16 protein-coding genes and 3 riboswitches are annotated in these 13579 nt (G+C 35.8%); of the genes, 2 read left to right on the top strand and 14 right to left on the bottom strand.

The genetic code is table 11. The annotated features are described in order from the left end of the window. Positions 1-94: 94 nt before the first annotated feature. From BAQ49_RS26875 to tenA, 12 genes are all read right to left on the bottom strand, one after another. A complete protein-coding gene (locus BAQ49_RS26875; protein ID WP_071747773.1) occupies positions 95-325 on the bottom strand; it encodes a hypothetical protein in 231 nt (76 codons plus the stop codon). Positions 326-342: 17 nt separating this feature from the next. After that, entirely contained in the window at positions 343-729 is a 387-nt protein-coding gene (locus BAQ49_RS26870) for a hypothetical protein (RefSeq protein ID WP_071747772.1), read from the bottom strand. 93 nt (positions 730-822) lie between these two features. Next, positions 823-970: riboswitch (cyclic di-AMP (ydaO/yuaA leader) on the bottom strand. Between the two features lie 551 nt (positions 971-1521). Next, positions 1522-2334, bottom strand: a complete 813-nt coding sequence (gene thiD / locus BAQ49_RS26860) for a bifunctional hydroxymethylpyrimidine kinase/phosphomethylpyrimidine kinase (RefSeq protein WP_071747770.1) — start codon at positions 2332-2334, stop codon at positions 1522-1524. 15 nt (positions 2335-2349) lie between these two features. Continuing rightward, positions 2350-3369 (bottom strand): thiazole biosynthesis adenylyltransferase ThiF, encoded by a 1020-nt coding sequence (gene thiF / locus BAQ49_RS26855; protein WP_071747769.1) that lies wholly within the window; start codon positions 3367-3369, stop codon positions 2350-2352. Further along, a complete protein-coding gene (gene thiG / locus BAQ49_RS26850; RefSeq protein ID WP_071747768.1) occupies positions 3362-4132 on the bottom strand; it encodes a thiazole synthase in 771 nt (256 codons plus the stop codon). Before thiG ends, thiF begins: the two co-directional genes overlap by 8 nt. Positions 4133-4134: 2 nt before the next feature. Further along, the gene (gene thiS / locus BAQ49_RS26845) at positions 4135-4338 is read right to left on the bottom strand and encodes a sulfur carrier protein ThiS (protein ID WP_071747767.1); all 204 of its coding nucleotides are present in this window, start codon (positions 4336-4338) and stop codon (positions 4135-4137) included. A 15-nt stretch (positions 4339-4353) separates the two neighbouring features. Beyond that, on the bottom strand, positions 4354-5463 hold the full coding sequence (gene thiO / locus BAQ49_RS26840; RefSeq protein ID WP_071747766.1) for a glycine oxidase ThiO: 1110 nt from the start codon (positions 5461-5463) through the stop codon (positions 4354-4356). Next, positions 5456-6076 carry a thiazole tautomerase TenI gene (gene tenI / locus BAQ49_RS26835; protein WP_071747765.1) on the bottom strand — a complete coding sequence of 207 codons (621 nt, stop codon included), beginning with the start codon at positions 6074-6076 and terminating at the stop codon, positions 5456-5458. The genes thiO and tenI overlap by 8 nt, the downstream gene beginning before the upstream one ends. 10 nt (positions 6077-6086) lie before the next feature. Continuing rightward, positions 6087-7088 carry an ABC transporter substrate-binding protein gene (locus BAQ49_RS26830; protein WP_002201728.1) on the bottom strand — a complete coding sequence of 334 codons (1002 nt, stop codon included), beginning with the start codon at positions 7086-7088 and terminating at the stop codon, positions 6087-6089. Beyond that, positions 7085-7837, bottom strand: coding sequence for an ABC transporter permease (locus BAQ49_RS26825; RefSeq protein WP_071747873.1), 753 nt, complete (start codon positions 7835-7837; stop codon positions 7085-7087). Before BAQ49_RS26825 ends, BAQ49_RS26830 begins: the two co-directional genes overlap by 4 nt. Continuing rightward, positions 7837-8586 (bottom strand): ABC transporter ATP-binding protein, encoded by a 750-nt coding sequence (locus tag BAQ49_RS26820; RefSeq protein ID WP_071747764.1) that lies wholly within the window; start codon positions 8584-8586, stop codon positions 7837-7839. The genes BAQ49_RS26825 and BAQ49_RS26820 overlap by 1 nt, the downstream gene beginning before the upstream one ends. Next, the gene (gene tenA / locus BAQ49_RS26815) at positions 8555-9250 is read right to left on the bottom strand and encodes a thiaminase II (RefSeq protein ID WP_071747763.1); all 696 of its coding nucleotides are present in this window, start codon (positions 9248-9250) and stop codon (positions 8555-8557) included. Before tenA ends, BAQ49_RS26820 begins: the two co-directional genes overlap by 32 nt. An 82-nt stretch (positions 9251-9332) precedes the next feature. Beyond that, positions 9333-9435: riboswitch (TPP riboswitch) on the bottom strand. 60 nt (positions 9436-9495) lie between these two features. Continuing rightward, a riboswitch (TPP riboswitch) is annotated at positions 9496-9607 on the bottom strand. A gap of 259 nt (positions 9608-9866) precedes the next feature. Here tenA and BAQ49_RS26810 point away from each other — a divergent pair. Both BAQ49_RS26810 and BAQ49_RS26805 read left to right on the top strand, forming a co-directional pair. Continuing rightward, the gene (locus tag BAQ49_RS26810; protein WP_071747762.1) at positions 9867-11027 is read left to right on the top strand and encodes an SH3 domain-containing protein; all 1161 of its coding nucleotides are present in this window, start codon (positions 9867-9869) and stop codon (positions 11025-11027) included. Positions 11028-11032: 5 nt separating this feature from the next. Then, the gene (locus tag BAQ49_RS26805; protein WP_071747761.1) at positions 11033-11365 is read left to right on the top strand and encodes a hypothetical protein; all 333 of its coding nucleotides are present in this window, start codon (positions 11033-11035) and stop codon (positions 11363-11365) included. Between the two features lie 241 nt (positions 11366-11606). Here BAQ49_RS26805 and BAQ49_RS26800 read toward each other — a convergent pair whose 3' ends face one another. Both BAQ49_RS26800 and BAQ49_RS26795 read right to left on the bottom strand, forming a co-directional pair. After that, positions 11607-12758, bottom strand: a complete 1152-nt coding sequence (locus tag BAQ49_RS26800) for a DUF3965 domain-containing protein (RefSeq protein WP_071747760.1) — start codon at positions 12756-12758, stop codon at positions 11607-11609. Positions 12759-13030: 272 nt separating this feature from the next. After that, positions 13031-13450: a CBS domain-containing protein gene (locus BAQ49_RS26795; protein WP_071747759.1), complete on the bottom strand. Its 420-nt coding sequence runs from the start codon at positions 13448-13450 to the stop codon at positions 13031-13033. Positions 13451-13579 lie beyond the last annotated feature (129 nt).

The raw sequence follows: 13579 nt of genomic DNA, 5'->3' as shown, positions 1-13579 counted from the left end.
CAGAAATGATCTTTTAAATACGAAATAAAAAGAGCGAATTACATGAAGTGCATAGCTTGTTGCACTCAGCATTCACTCTTTTTTCATTCACTATTTATTCCCCTCGTAAAAAAGCACGTAAATTTCTCCCGCGAATATAAACTTGTGACAATTCTGCATGTAGCTGCTCATATTCGATAACATCTGTTTTTAAATATAAAGCGTCTTTCGATGGCAATATAATATATGGCCCTGGAAAAAGAGGATCCATCTGGATCAATTTTTCAACTCTCTCTATCGATACCGCCCAACGATTCGCTATATCTCCTAGTAACAACACCTTCATATTCACTCTCCTCCGCCCTATTCAAAAAATAAAAAAGAAATGTTATCACAATTTGTAAACACCACGAATTTAGCCCCAATCGTTTCATAGAGCCTCGCTGGATATCGTTTATTTCTTGTAACAACAGTAATAGGCGCTTGGAAAAAAAAGCGAATACGTTCTGCGAAAAAGCTAACTATTGGAAGCTCATCCCCTAGCAGAATCACCTTCTTAATACACTCGCAAATACTAGTAAAATCCTGCTCCTTATTACAGCTATAAGCTGATTCAAATCCATAGCCCCTGACTTCAGCTGCTATCTCCTCATTTGCTGTAAAAATAATTAACTCATGCTGAAATGCTACTAGCTCTCTTAAACTCTTTATCTTATTTTCTTCTCCAACACAAATAAGTGTTAGTTCCATGTACCTCATCCTCCTTAGCATAAAAGAACTCAAATATAGATTGATATTCCCCTATACTAATCGGACCGATGAAGAGATGTATCCATCATGGCACCGTCCTCTCTCAAGACGCTTACGAAGTTAGCTGTCGGATTCGGGCTTTGAGAGTAGCCCTACTTTCAAAACTGAAAGATTCACCCCTAGTGACGACGCACAAATTGGTTCCCCCGCTCCATACAATTGGACTCAGCGTATTACAAAAAATGTATTCTGGCTGATATATTACTCCTGTATTTGGAAAAAGTAAACAATAAAAAAACTCCTCAAAATGGAGTTTTTTTATTGTTTAGTATTATAAATATTTACATTCAATAGGAATTTTCATTAATCGTATTGTAATAATACTAGATAAAGAAATGATTAAAAATTAAAGGTGAAATGAGGATGGTATATGACCGAGGATAAAAAGAAAAATTTTATTCAAATAATAACTATTCTAGGCAATTCGTCACTAATAATTCTAGCGATATTGGTTACCATTCCTAGTTATACTGAATTCCGCACCACATTAGAAATCATTTTTTTACTTTCTTGTTTGTTATTAATTTATAGTAAATACCTAAGTAATAATAAGAAAGCTATGATTCCATACATTATATTTTTTATATTAATATCATCACATCTTGTATACACTTTACTCATCTAAGAAGGCACATTTAAAGAAGCTAAACCAATCAAATTCATTACCATATATTAAATCCCTATTAATATTAATAACCAGTGAGGGTATATCCCCACTGGTTAAATTTTCACTTATGCTTGTACTTTGTGCAATTTATACGCAAAATGATTCGTCGGTCCATGACCACTTCCAATATTCAATGGCTCTTCAATCGCTATACTAATAAATTGTTTTGCCTCTTGAACCGCCTCTTCAATCGAGTACCCTTTCGCAAGTCCAGCTGTAACTGCTGAAGCAAATGTACACCCGCTTCCGTGCGTTTGTTTCGAAGGAATTCGTTCACTTCTAAATTCAATAAACTCTTCTCCATCAAAGAGTAAATCAATTACTTCATTCCCTTGATATTCTGCATGTCCGCCCTTCATAAGCACATATTTAGCACCTAATTCATGCAATACTTTCGCAGCCTCCTTACTATCTTCAACGTTATGAATCTCCATCCCAGTTAACACTTCTGCTTCAGGAACATTCGGTGTTACAACGGTTGCTACTGGTAATAAATATTCTTTTAATGCTTGTACTGCTTCTTGCTGTAATAATGATGCTCCGCCTTTTGCAATCATAACAGGATCTAGCACAATATTATTCCAGCCAAATTTCTTAATCTGCTCTGCCACAGTTTGAATAATTTCACTACTAAATAACATTCCTAGTTTCACAGCATCTGGTGTTAAATCCGTACCAATTGAATTCAGCTGTTCCGTAATACCTTCTAATGGAACAGGATATACCCCTTGAACGCCAAGCGTGTTTTGAGCAGTAATTGCTGTAATAGCTGTCATTCCGTACACACCAAGCTCTTGGAATGTTTTTAAATCCGCCTGAATTCCAGCACCGCCTCCGCTGTCAGATCCTGCAATTGTTAAAGCTTTATTCACTTCCATCTCACTCATCCTTTTCTATCCAAAATAGCGATGATAAATCGTCTTTGCTTCGCTTATATCTTTCGTTCCATGTACAAGTACACGGCCATCTTTGAAGGCAACTAACCTCTTTTCTTCAACAGAGAAAGATAGTAAATATGGATTTACATTTAACTCATTCACGCGGCCTTCTAGCAGCTGTTTATATTGTTCAAAATTCATTTCCTCTTTATGAGGTGGTCTAATTTGAACTGTATTTCTCCCGCATAAAACTGCTGTTTTTGAAGTGTTTTCTTTATTTAAATACGGGTATAGCGCATTATCACCACACGAAGGACAATTGTGTTTACGAAGTTTTTGTACATTCATACATGAATATTCATTCTTCCATACATCAAACGACACAAGTCCATCGCGAAGCGATTCATAGTCTTCCACTAACAGTTTAAGAGCTTCCGTTACTTGATGAGAAACGACAAGAGATACAGCAGGTGATATAATACCCGCTGTATCACATGTCGCTCCGCCAAGCGGAATCGATTGTAATAAACAAGATAAACATGGCGTTTTATCTGGAAGAATTGTGTAAGAAAGGCCATAACTCCCTACACATGCCCCGTAAACCCATGGAATAGAATATTTTTGCGATATATCATTCACAATGAAACGCGTTTCGAAATTGTCAGTCGCATCGATAATTACATCAACATTTGTAACGAGTTCTTCTAACTCTTCAGCTGTTACATCTTGAACGAGAGCTTCTACTCTTACTTCACTATTAACCTCTTCTAGACGTTTTTTTGCCGCTACAGCCTTCGGAAGATTATTCTCTACATCACTCTCTGCATACAATTGTTGTCTTTGTAAATTACTCCAATCGACATAATCACGGTCAACAATTGTTACTTGACCAACGCCTGCTCTTACAAACATCTCTGCGTTTGCACTACCTAATGCGCCTGCACCGATAATAAGTACATGCTTTTCTCGTATCTTTTGTTGCCCTTCTTCCCCAATTGGAGAAAATAGCTCTTGGCGAGAATATCGATTATTCAACTACGCTCATTCCTTCTAAAGGACTACTTGCTGTTGCACAACGTTTACGTGCAATACGACCTGCTTCAAACCCTAATCGTCCTGCCTCAATACCTAATTTCATTGCGTATGCCATTTTAATAGGATCTTTTGCTCCTGATACAGCCGTATTTAATAACACACCATCTGCTCCTAATTCCATTGCAAATGCCGCATCAGCTGGGCTACCAATACCGGCATCAACGATAACTGGTACTGTCGCTTGTTCAATAATGAAGCTTAAATTCAATGGATTTACAATACCAAGCCCTGATCCAATCGGTGATGCTCCTGGCATAATCGCATGCACGCCAAGTTCTTGTAATTTACGCGCTAATACAACGTCATCAGATGTGTATGGAAGTACGATAAATCCTTCTTCTAGTAACATTTCAGATGCCTTTAACGTTTCTACCGGATCAGGTAATAACGTTCTATCATCACCAATAACTTCTACTTTTATCATGTCACAAAGCCCAGAAGCTTTTGCTAATTTCGCAATACGAACAGCTTCTTCAGCATTTTTTGCCCCTGCTGTATTTGGTAATAACGTATATTTTTTCACATCAAGTTTCTCTAATAAGTTAGGTTGTTTCGCATCAAATATATCCATACGACGCACTGCGAACGTTAAAATCTCAGCCTCAGATACATCAATTGCCTTTTGCTGTACATCAAAATCAGGAAATTTCCCTGTTCCTAATAAAAGTCTAGAATGAAATGAAAATGGTCCAATGTTTAACATAATCAACCGCCTCCTACGAAAGTTACAATCTCAATTTGGTCTCCATCAAAAACAGATGTATCTTTATGATCATCTTTTTGTAAAATATCTTTATTACGCTCTACAACAACAATTCTATTATCTAACTCTAAATGTATAAGTAGTTCAGCTACTGTCTTCACACTCGCTGGCACTTCGATTTGGTTACCGTTAATTTTCAAATTCAAACTTCCATCCCCTTTCTAAACCGTTTTAGAAAGCAATGAATCTAGCAAGTGATTCCCCTGCTTTCCTTCTATTAAATCAGCCATATATTGACCAGACACAGGACTTAATAAAATGCCGTTTCTATAATGGCCCGTACAAGCATATAAACCTTTTATTTCTTCATGCTCTCCCATATAAGGAGCTTCATGATTCGATTGTGGCCTTAATCCTGCCCATGTACTTTCCCACTCTGCTTCTTTTAAAGCCGGTAATATTGTATAAGCACGCTCTAATATAGAAGTAATACTTTCGGGTTGCACAGTTTTATTGAACGTATGAGGCTTCATCGTTGCTCCAATTACGTAACGCCCACCGCGCTTCGGCGTAATATAAAACCGTTCTTGGAAAATAGGAGCTTTCAAGAGCGGTTTCTTGCTTCTTACTGCAACAACTTCACCCTTCACAGGATACGTGCCCCAATCACTATGGAAATAATGTAGTAATTTCGTACTCCATGACCCTCCAGCGATAACGACTTTTTCGCATATGATTACACCTTCGCTTGTCACAATTCCAGTCACTTTATTATTTTCAATACGGATATCAAACACTTCTGTTTGTTCATATATATCCGCACCAGAAATTGCAGCAGAATGTGCGAATGCTTTCGTAAGCTCTGGTGCCATAACATGCCCATCTTTCGGATAATATACCGCTCCTATAATTGACTCGGATAGGAACGGCTCTTTTTCCCGCAAATGTTCTCCCGTTAGAAAATAGGAATCTTCACCAGTGTTCTGTTGCCAATCCATAATGTGAAGAATTCTTTCCCTCTCACCTTCATTTTGGGCAATGCGATAAATGCCTTTTTCTTCATACCCAATATCGATGCCCGTCTTTTCACGTAAAACTGTTGCAAGTTGTGGAAATATAGCACGGCTTTCTCTAGCAAGTTCAAATAGCGGATCATACGCATCCCATTCTGCCTGAACACCAAGTAAACCAGCAGCTGCTTTCGAAGCTTCAGATGCGATTCTTTGCTTCTCTACAATCGCTACTTTATGCCCTCTTTCTGCTAGAAAGTGTGCAACTGAACTACCAATTACACCTCCGCCAATAATCGCTACATCATACTTCTTACACATGTTTTTCCGCCCACTTTCTTATTGATTCCTTATAAGATTTCGCTCTGCTATACGGGTTACTATTACTTACAATTCCAGACATAACAGCAATTCCACTTACTTCACTTGCAAGAACATCCTTTGTATTTTCAGGAGTAATCCCTCCAATAGCTATAATCGGTATCGATAAGCTCTTTGCAATGTCCGAAATTTCTTCTAACCCTCTCGCTGGCACACCTTTTTTGCACTCTGTTGGGAATACATGACCATAAATGAGTGAGTCAGCCCCATTCTTAAAAGCCTCTATCGCTTCTTCTAAAGAATGTACGGAATAGCCAACATGCAAATACGAAAACTTTTCTTTCACTGACCTTACATCTGTACTTCGATATCCTAGCTGCACACGCGGGATATTTAATAAAATAGCAATATCAATTCGGTCATTTATAACAAGTTTAGATGCTGGAAAGCCTTTTTTTAAAAGGCTTTCCACACCTTCATATAATTCCTTCGTACTTTTCTCACGCTCACGAATATGCAAATAATCAATCTCACTCTCAATTTGCATCGCTACATTCACTAACTCTTCGAATGGCATATGGCCATTTGAGATTACGTGGAGCTCATTTTTCATATTCATTCGCCTACTTTAAAATATTTTCGAATAGCTCATCGGCTGGAACGATTTCTTTCGTCATTCCTTTGTCTTTCAACCATTTATTTTGTTTCTCCCAAGACTCTTTTGAATCTGATAAGAATGGCTCATCTTTCGTTTCCATCTTCTCTAATAAAATTTTCATACTTTCTTTTTCAACTTCTGGCACAAGTGGGAAGTTTTCTTTTTCTTGATGATCTAATAAAATATTTAATGCTTCATCAGGGTTTTTCTTCATAAAGTCATACCCTTTTTTCGCCCCACGTAAAAATGCTTGCAGCGCTTCTTTATCTTTTTTCAACGTTTTATCACCTGTTACAAACACAAGTTCATGATAGTTCGGTACTCCATAATCAGCTGGATTAAAGTACGCTGGTTCATGGCCTTCATGGCGCATAACAGGTACTTCATGGTTAATGTATGCCCCTGTTACAGCATCCACTTTTTTCGTAATTAATGCTGGCACTAAATCAAACCCAACATCAACTACTTTCACCGTATCAGGATTACCACCATCTTCTTTTATCATCGTTTTTAAATACGCTTCACTTAAAGGCGTTCCAGAGTAACCTACTGTTTTGCCTTCTAAATCTTTCGGTGATTGAATGCCTGCTGATTTCAGCGATACGACATGATTTAACGGTGAACGTACGACAGCTCCAATTGATTTCACTGGAATTTGTTCATTTGCTCTGGCCATAACAACATCTGGCTGATAATACAAGCCAACTGTCACTTTCCCTGCTGCAGCTAACGTTAATGGATCAGTCGGATTAGAAGGGAATTTAATATTTACCTTTACTCCTTCTTCTTTAAAGTAGCCTTTTTCAATTGCGGCATAAATAAAGCTATGCACCGCATTCGGATACCAATCAAGCATGACTGTTATTTCTTTCTCTTTTTTACTTTTATCTGATGCTGAATTACTCGAGCACCCTGCAATCATTGCAACTAATAATGTAAACACAAAGATGCGTTTTAAAAATTTCATGAATGCTTCCTCCAACTAATGAATTTCTTTTCTAACATAGAAATAAGTATGACGAAAAAAATAGCTAATAATGATAGCAATACAATTGGTGCAAATACACCCGCACCATCTAACTGCGTCATCATTCTTTTACTGAAATATCCAAGCCCAGCTTGTGCACCGAGCCATTCTCCAATTGCCGCCCCGATCACACTAAGCGGAACTGCAATTTTTAACGCTGAGAAAAAGTAAGGAAGAGCAGATGGCAACTTTAGCTTTAGAAAAATATCTTTTTTCGTTGCACCATACGTAACTAAGAGCTCCTCCCACTCTTTCTTCGTACTACGTAATCCATCATACGTATTGACCGCAATAGGGAAAAACGTAATTAAAACTGTAACAACAACCTTACTCCAAATGGTATATCCAAACCATAAAACAAATAGGGGCGCAAGTGCTGTAATCGGGATGGTTTGTGAAGCTACTAATAATGGGTAAAATGCTTTTTCCATCCACGTACTCGCATTCATTAACATTGCTAGCCCCACACCTAATACGATAGAAATAGCAACACCTATTAAAACGACGTATAACGTTGCCGGTAAATGAACCGTGAATAATATGTCTTTTAGTTTCCAAATCTTCATTACAATTGCAGACGGTGACGGTAAAATGTACATCTCATCTACAATTCTTGCCCCTACTTCCCACATAATGAGTAAAATACTAGAAAGTGTAAGAGCAGGAACTAATTCTTTCAAACGGTTCATCATACAAGTACCTGCCTTTGTAACATACTAAGGATCTCATCTTTAAGCGCCAATACTTCAGGCCTATATAAATCCTTTCGTGTTCGGTTACAATCAAGCGGTACAATTCGCTCAGTTAAAGTTGCTATCGGTTGATTTTCTACAACGAAAATTCGATTAGAAAGAAACAACGCTTCTTCAACATCATGAGTGATAAATAAAATTGTTTTTTCCCACTCTTTCCATTGTTCAAATAACCATTCTTGCAAAGATGCCTTCGTTAAAGCGTCCAATGCGCTAAACGGTTCATCTAACAATAATATCTCCCCGCCCGTTAATAAAGTTCGGATAAAAGATACACGTTGTCTCATACCACCAGATAAGTCTTTCGGATATTTCGCCTCGTATCCTTGTAACCCAAATTTATGTAACAGTTCTTTCGCTTTTACTTGCGCTTCTTTCTTCTGCACACCTTGGCACTCTAAAGGTAACGCAGCATTTTCAATAATTGTTCTCCACGGCAAAAGCATATCTTTTTGAGGCATATATCCTACAGGGTGACTCTTTGTTTCTGTCAGCTCTATTTGTCCAGCACTTGCTTCTTCTAAGCCCGTAATAAGGCGAAATAAAGTACTTTTCCCGCAGCCACTTGGTCCGATAATGCTTACAAACTCTTTCTCTTGTATAGAAGCATTTAATTCATCGATGATTGGTTTCTCATCATAATGAAAAGAAACATTATGAAACTGTAGTATGTTCTTGCTCCTCAAAACCCCACATCTCCTTACGATAGGACATATCCCAGAATAAATATTCAAATCGGCTGGAATATAAGAAAATTTCCTCTAATCGGTCTAGCTCTTTCTCTGACTTTCCAATTGCCATTTCATTTAATAAATCTATTAACCAAATACAAAGATTACCGTATTCTTCAGAACTATATCCTTGAATCCATTCACCAAAGAACTCATGATCTCTTGCTCCAGGAATATCGTTTAAACGCTTTCCAATCTCCCAATAACTCCACATACATGGTAGAAGTGCTGCTATTAATTCCGCAAGTGTGCCATTTTGAGATACAGACATCATGTAATTTGTATAAGCTAAATTTTTAGCAGATGGTTTTGCAGATTCCATCTCTCGTACAGAAATGCCAAGTCTTTTTGCATACTGTTTATGGATTGTCATTTCTCCATTTAAAATTCCATCAATTTGTTCAGCAAACTTTCCCATTACTTGTGGATTCGTTGCTTTTACAACACCAATCGCATATAACTTTGCATAATCTAACAAATATAAATAATCTTGAATAATATAATACTGAAATTTATCTTTTTCTAGCGTGCCATCCCCCATACCTACTACAAACGGATGATTATGACTTTTCTCCCAAACAGGTTGCACAGTTTCTAATAATCTATCGCAAAATTTCATTTCTCTATCCCCTTCCGATATATGTATCTAAATAAAAAACCACTTCTATATAAGAAGTGGTTACAGCAAATAAAATTATACATTTATTCGTTGTCCACTTCCCTTCGCTAGTATTACCTAGATCAGGTCTGTAAGGGTTAAGGATTATTCCTCTCTCAGCACATCAAGCACCCCTAGTGGTTTCAATATGAAATTTTCAAATAAAAAAGCCCCGTTTCTATACGCAAAGAAACGGGGACTCATTGTTAGTGTCCGAATTGCTTCCCTACGCTAGCATAATCTAGATCAGGTAATGAAAAGGATCAAAGGCTTACGGCCTACTCTCAGCTGGCAACACCAGCTCTCCTAGCAAACTATAAAATTATCACTGTCAGTATAACACCGTAATAAGACATCATCAACTGTTTTAATTTTCTTAATTATTAATTAGACAATAATGTGTTAAATAAATATAAATGCGATCCCACAAATGATATATACAATATTTATATACGAACCTCTCTTCTAACATTATTTTTATTGATTTCATATTACATTTATGTGAATACGACCAATATATTATATCTTTATACTATAATAAAATTACAACTATACAACTAGAGGAGGTCTTTATTACATGAATATGAAAACTACTGCTTTAACAGCCACTACTATCGCAATTGCTTCTTTACTTCCTTCTATGGGAGAATCCGATATACAAACAGCTGCTGCTACGCAACCATCTAAAGTAAAAACTGGATATGTAAAAATTGACAACGTTGCACTACATCAAAATAACCATGCAGACAGTGCAATAATTGAAAACATTCGATTTAATAGCCCGGTTACTATTCTTGAGACAACTCAAGATTGGTATAAAGTATCTGTTAACAACAAAACAGGCTACATAAAAAAAGATGCAATTCTATTCAAAAAAAATGTTCAATCAAAGAATCAATATATCGTAAATGCAAACGCATTAAACGTTCGTTCTGAACCTAATACAGGGTCTTCTATTCTAGATATATTACCAAATGGTCAATTCATTACCATTCAAGGTGAACAAGGGGATTGGTACAAAATATTACATAACGGTCAAATTGGATACGTACAAAAAAACTTTGTATCTAATGGATCCACACCTCTAGTAAAAGGTGTAACTGTACAAGGTTCACCTTCTTATACTGTTGCAACACCAAAATTAAATGTACGTAGCAAGGCTAGTACAAGTAGCACTATACTTGGCTCGCTACAAAATGGTACACAAGTACAAGTAGTAGAAACGGTAGGTACTTGGTATAAAATTCGTTTTGGCACAGGATACGGATATGTAGCAAAACATTATATAGTGCAACATCAAAATCAATCACAAACTAAAACAGCTCAACCTTCATCAATTCCAGCTGTTTTCAAATTTCCAACTCAAGGAAGAATTAGCTCAACTTTTGATATGCGCTGGGAACAAATGCATTATGGTATAGATATTGCAGCACAAGGCAACATCTCTATTCAAGCTGCTGCTGCAGGTAAAGTTGTGAAATCTTATTATTCGGCTAGCTACGGCAATGTCGTGTTCGTCGCCCATCAAATAAATGGAAAGTTATATACAACAGTTTATGCTCATATGAAGGATCGTGCCGTACAAGTTGGGGATCAGGTGCGAGCTGGACAATTAGTCGGTCATATGGGAAATACAGGTCATTCATACGGGCAACATCTCCATTTTGAATTACATAATGGGGAATGGAATCTTGAAAAAACAAATGCAGTGAACCCACTGCCATATTTAGTTAGGTAAATTGTATGCCACGTAATATACCTCTTTTTATTGAATACCTGGCCTTTTTAGGTTTAATCTGTTGTTTAATCATTTATAATACGAACACTGTATTTTTATCTATCATTATTGCTTTTGTTGCCTTAGAAATCATTATGGAAGCATTACAAATGCGGTTAAAACAAAAAATAGCCCATATTTATAATGCAATTTTTCTTTTGAGTGCTCTTATAACAAATATAATTAGTAATGGTTTTTATTTATCTACCATACTTCCTGTATTCTCTATGGGTGTTTTATTATTCATAGCTAGATACGTTAATGTTCCTCATAACCAAAAACATGAACAAGAAGCTTAGAAAGAGGAGACACTGTGTACCAATCTTTCAAAGATAACCCAACGAAATATATACTGAATTTATATGAAAAAATGAATACTTTTTTTGGTATACAAGGAAGTTATACTGCACAATTTCTCCTTTATGGAATGTTATTTCTTATCTTAGTTACTTTCTCCTTGTTTTACTAACAAAAAAAGGATCTCACATAAACTTGAGATCCTTTTTAATTTATATTAATTTTTAATATGTAAAATACGGTTTAACCACAAGCATATTTTTCATAAATAAAACTAAGATTATATTTTTTCTCTAAACTCATTCTTTGTTCATCGTCGCACCAATAGAAAAGAATATCATGAATCGTTGCATAACGCTTATTTTTAAGAAATAGTTTAAAGAAGGATGGTAAACAATCATGTAATTGTATAAATATATAATTGCGTAGTATTTCTTCTTTGTATTCAATGCCCTTACAAATATAAAGTAATTCTTCACAATAATATGCATGCTGTGGAACTTGAATCATTTCAAAAAATGGTACATATGATAGCAACTTTCCAATAAAATGACCATATCGATCCATTACCCCTATCGTCATATGCTCCATCATTTCTTTCATCACATATAAATAATCATCTACATGCGTTGTCTTTAATGGATCTAACCGGTCTGAAATTTGAGAAAGCACAGCTCTTTGACAAGCTAAAACTGCTTGACTCGGTCCATAATATGATAGAAAATCTGTACACTTACGATACTTTCGTAATAAGTCGTGTGTATACAAATCATACACAAAAGTATTACAATACATTGCTAGATTCATCATATCACTATTTAACTGTTCTTTTGATAGTATTTTAGCTCGCTTACACATATAAAAGAATGTAAATTCCAATACTTCTTTATGAGATAATAGATGCTTACAATCTGTTATACATTTCTCACTAAATTTAACTCGATTCCAAATCTCTACATCGCCATCTGTTAATTCACCAATACGATATTTAATAATTAAATAGTTTAAAGCAACCGCTTGCGTCAAAAGATCCCATGTTTCATATTCCAATGAAGTTTGGACAAATTCATCTAGCCCCTGGCTTATCATAAAAGCATTTGCCTCTTCATACCAACCAATCTCTTGACATAAACGCAGAATACGTACTAGAGTTGGAATTTCATCTTTATGAAACTGCGGTAAGCCCTTTACTTTATTCATTCCATATACGATAAATGCCGCTAAATTTTCTTCTTTATAAAACTCTTTTTCTTTCCATACTAATATAGTTCGCTCTTTCCCTCCACCTTTTGGATGACAAGGTACAAGCAAAGAAAATAACTCAGCAAAATTGTTTGGTTCTATATATGTATCTGTAACCAAATTCCAATTTGGATCGCCCTGTACAGCCCTCATATAATTCCCCTTTCCTTTTTATCTACGTAGGAAATATTAATCCATTATTACATCATTAACAATAAATATCGTTATATTCAAAACTTATCATAATACTTATATCTATTAGTATATCATTTTTCCTCTTATTAAAAATTAGGAATAATAAATTTTAATAAAACTGTCGAATATATTAACGCTATATTTATTATATAATGTCTCAGATACATCACGCTAACATATTAGTTTAATCCATATATACTAGAATGATGTATCTGATTTTTATACATAATTTATTCCATGTGCTCCGAGATCTCACTTAAAGCAAAGCCAGCTTGATCATCAGCCGATTCTCTTATAGCTAAATCACCTAGTGCTAGCATACCCACAAGTTGCCCACTCTCAACTACTGGTAAGCGTCTAATTTGATACTGTGCCATTAATTCTGTAGCTTTTTCAATCGAATCATCTGGAGAAACTGAAACAATGTTTGTTGTCATTATATTTGTAATTTTATTAGATCCAGGATGTTTTTCAGCAATCCCACGAACAACTAAGTCTCGATCGGTAACAAGCCCAACAACTTGTTCATTTTCAACAACAGGAATCAATCCAACCGATTCTTCCTTCATTTTTACAGCAGCCTCATATACATTATCTAACGGCGTACAATGTACAATATGAGTACTCATAAAGTCTCTAACTCGCGTCATTTTTATCTCCTCCTTTTAATACATACCATAGCTTTTCCTAAATCCCTTTATTTATTTGAGGAAAATAAGGTGATAAAAAAGAGGCATACACATAATAAAAAAGAGTCAGCACATTGCTGACTCTTTTTT

The organism is Bacillus proteolyticus (assembly GCF_001884065.1).
GTDB classification, from domain to species: domain Bacteria; phylum Bacillota; class Bacilli; order Bacillales; family Bacillaceae_G; genus Bacillus_A; species Bacillus_A proteolyticus.
The sequence above is the reverse complement of the archived record's forward strand: the minus strand, read 5'-3'. Positions and strand labels throughout refer to the sequence as shown.

What these genes read in the sequence shown, in the direction of transcription:
- BAQ49_RS26875 (WP_071747773.1), bottom strand. Translation starts at nt 325, where the DNA reads ATGAAGGTGTTGTTACTAGGAGATATAGCGAATCGTTGGGCGGTATCG.
- BAQ49_RS26870 (WP_071747772.1), bottom strand. Translation starts at nt 729, where the DNA reads ATGGAACTAACACTTATTTGTGTTGGAGAAGAAAATAAGATAAAGAGT.
- thiD (WP_071747770.1), bottom strand. Translation starts at nt 2,334, where the DNA reads ATGGAAGTGAATAAAGCTTTAACAATTGCAGGATCTGACAGCGGAGGC.
- thiG (WP_071747768.1), bottom strand. Translation starts at nt 4,132, where the DNA reads ATGTTAAACATTGGACCATTTTCATTTCATTCTAGACTTTTATTAGGA.
- thiO (WP_071747766.1), bottom strand. Translation starts at nt 5,463, where the DNA reads ATGTGTAAGAAGTATGATGTAGCGATTATTGGCGGAGGTGTAATTGGT.
- tenI (WP_071747765.1), bottom strand. Translation starts at nt 6,076, where the DNA reads ATGAAAAATGAGCTCCACGTAATCTCAAATGGCCATATGCCATTCGAA.
- BAQ49_RS26830 (WP_002201728.1), bottom strand. Translation starts at nt 7,088, where the DNA reads ATGAAATTTTTAAAACGCATCTTTGTGTTTACATTATTAGTTGCAATG.
- BAQ49_RS26825 (WP_071747873.1), bottom strand. Translation starts at nt 7,837, where the DNA reads ATGAACCGTTTGAAAGAATTAGTTCCTGCTCTTACACTTTCTAGTATT.
- tenA (WP_071747763.1), bottom strand. Translation starts at nt 9,250, where the DNA reads ATGAAATTTTGCGATAGATTATTAGAAACTGTGCAACCTGTTTGGGAG.
- BAQ49_RS26810 (WP_071747762.1), top strand. Translation starts at nt 9,867, where the DNA reads ATGAATATGAAAACTACTGCTTTAACAGCCACTACTATCGCAATTGCT.
- BAQ49_RS26805 (WP_071747761.1), top strand. Translation starts at nt 11,033, where the DNA reads ATGCCACGTAATATACCTCTTTTTATTGAATACCTGGCCTTTTTAGGT.
- BAQ49_RS26800 (WP_071747760.1), bottom strand. Translation starts at nt 12,758, where the DNA reads ATGAGGGCTGTACAGGGCGATCCAAATTGGAATTTGGTTACAGATACA.
- BAQ49_RS26795 (WP_071747759.1), bottom strand. Translation starts at nt 13,450, where the DNA reads ATGACGCGAGTTAGAGACTTTATGAGTACTCATATTGTACATTGTACG.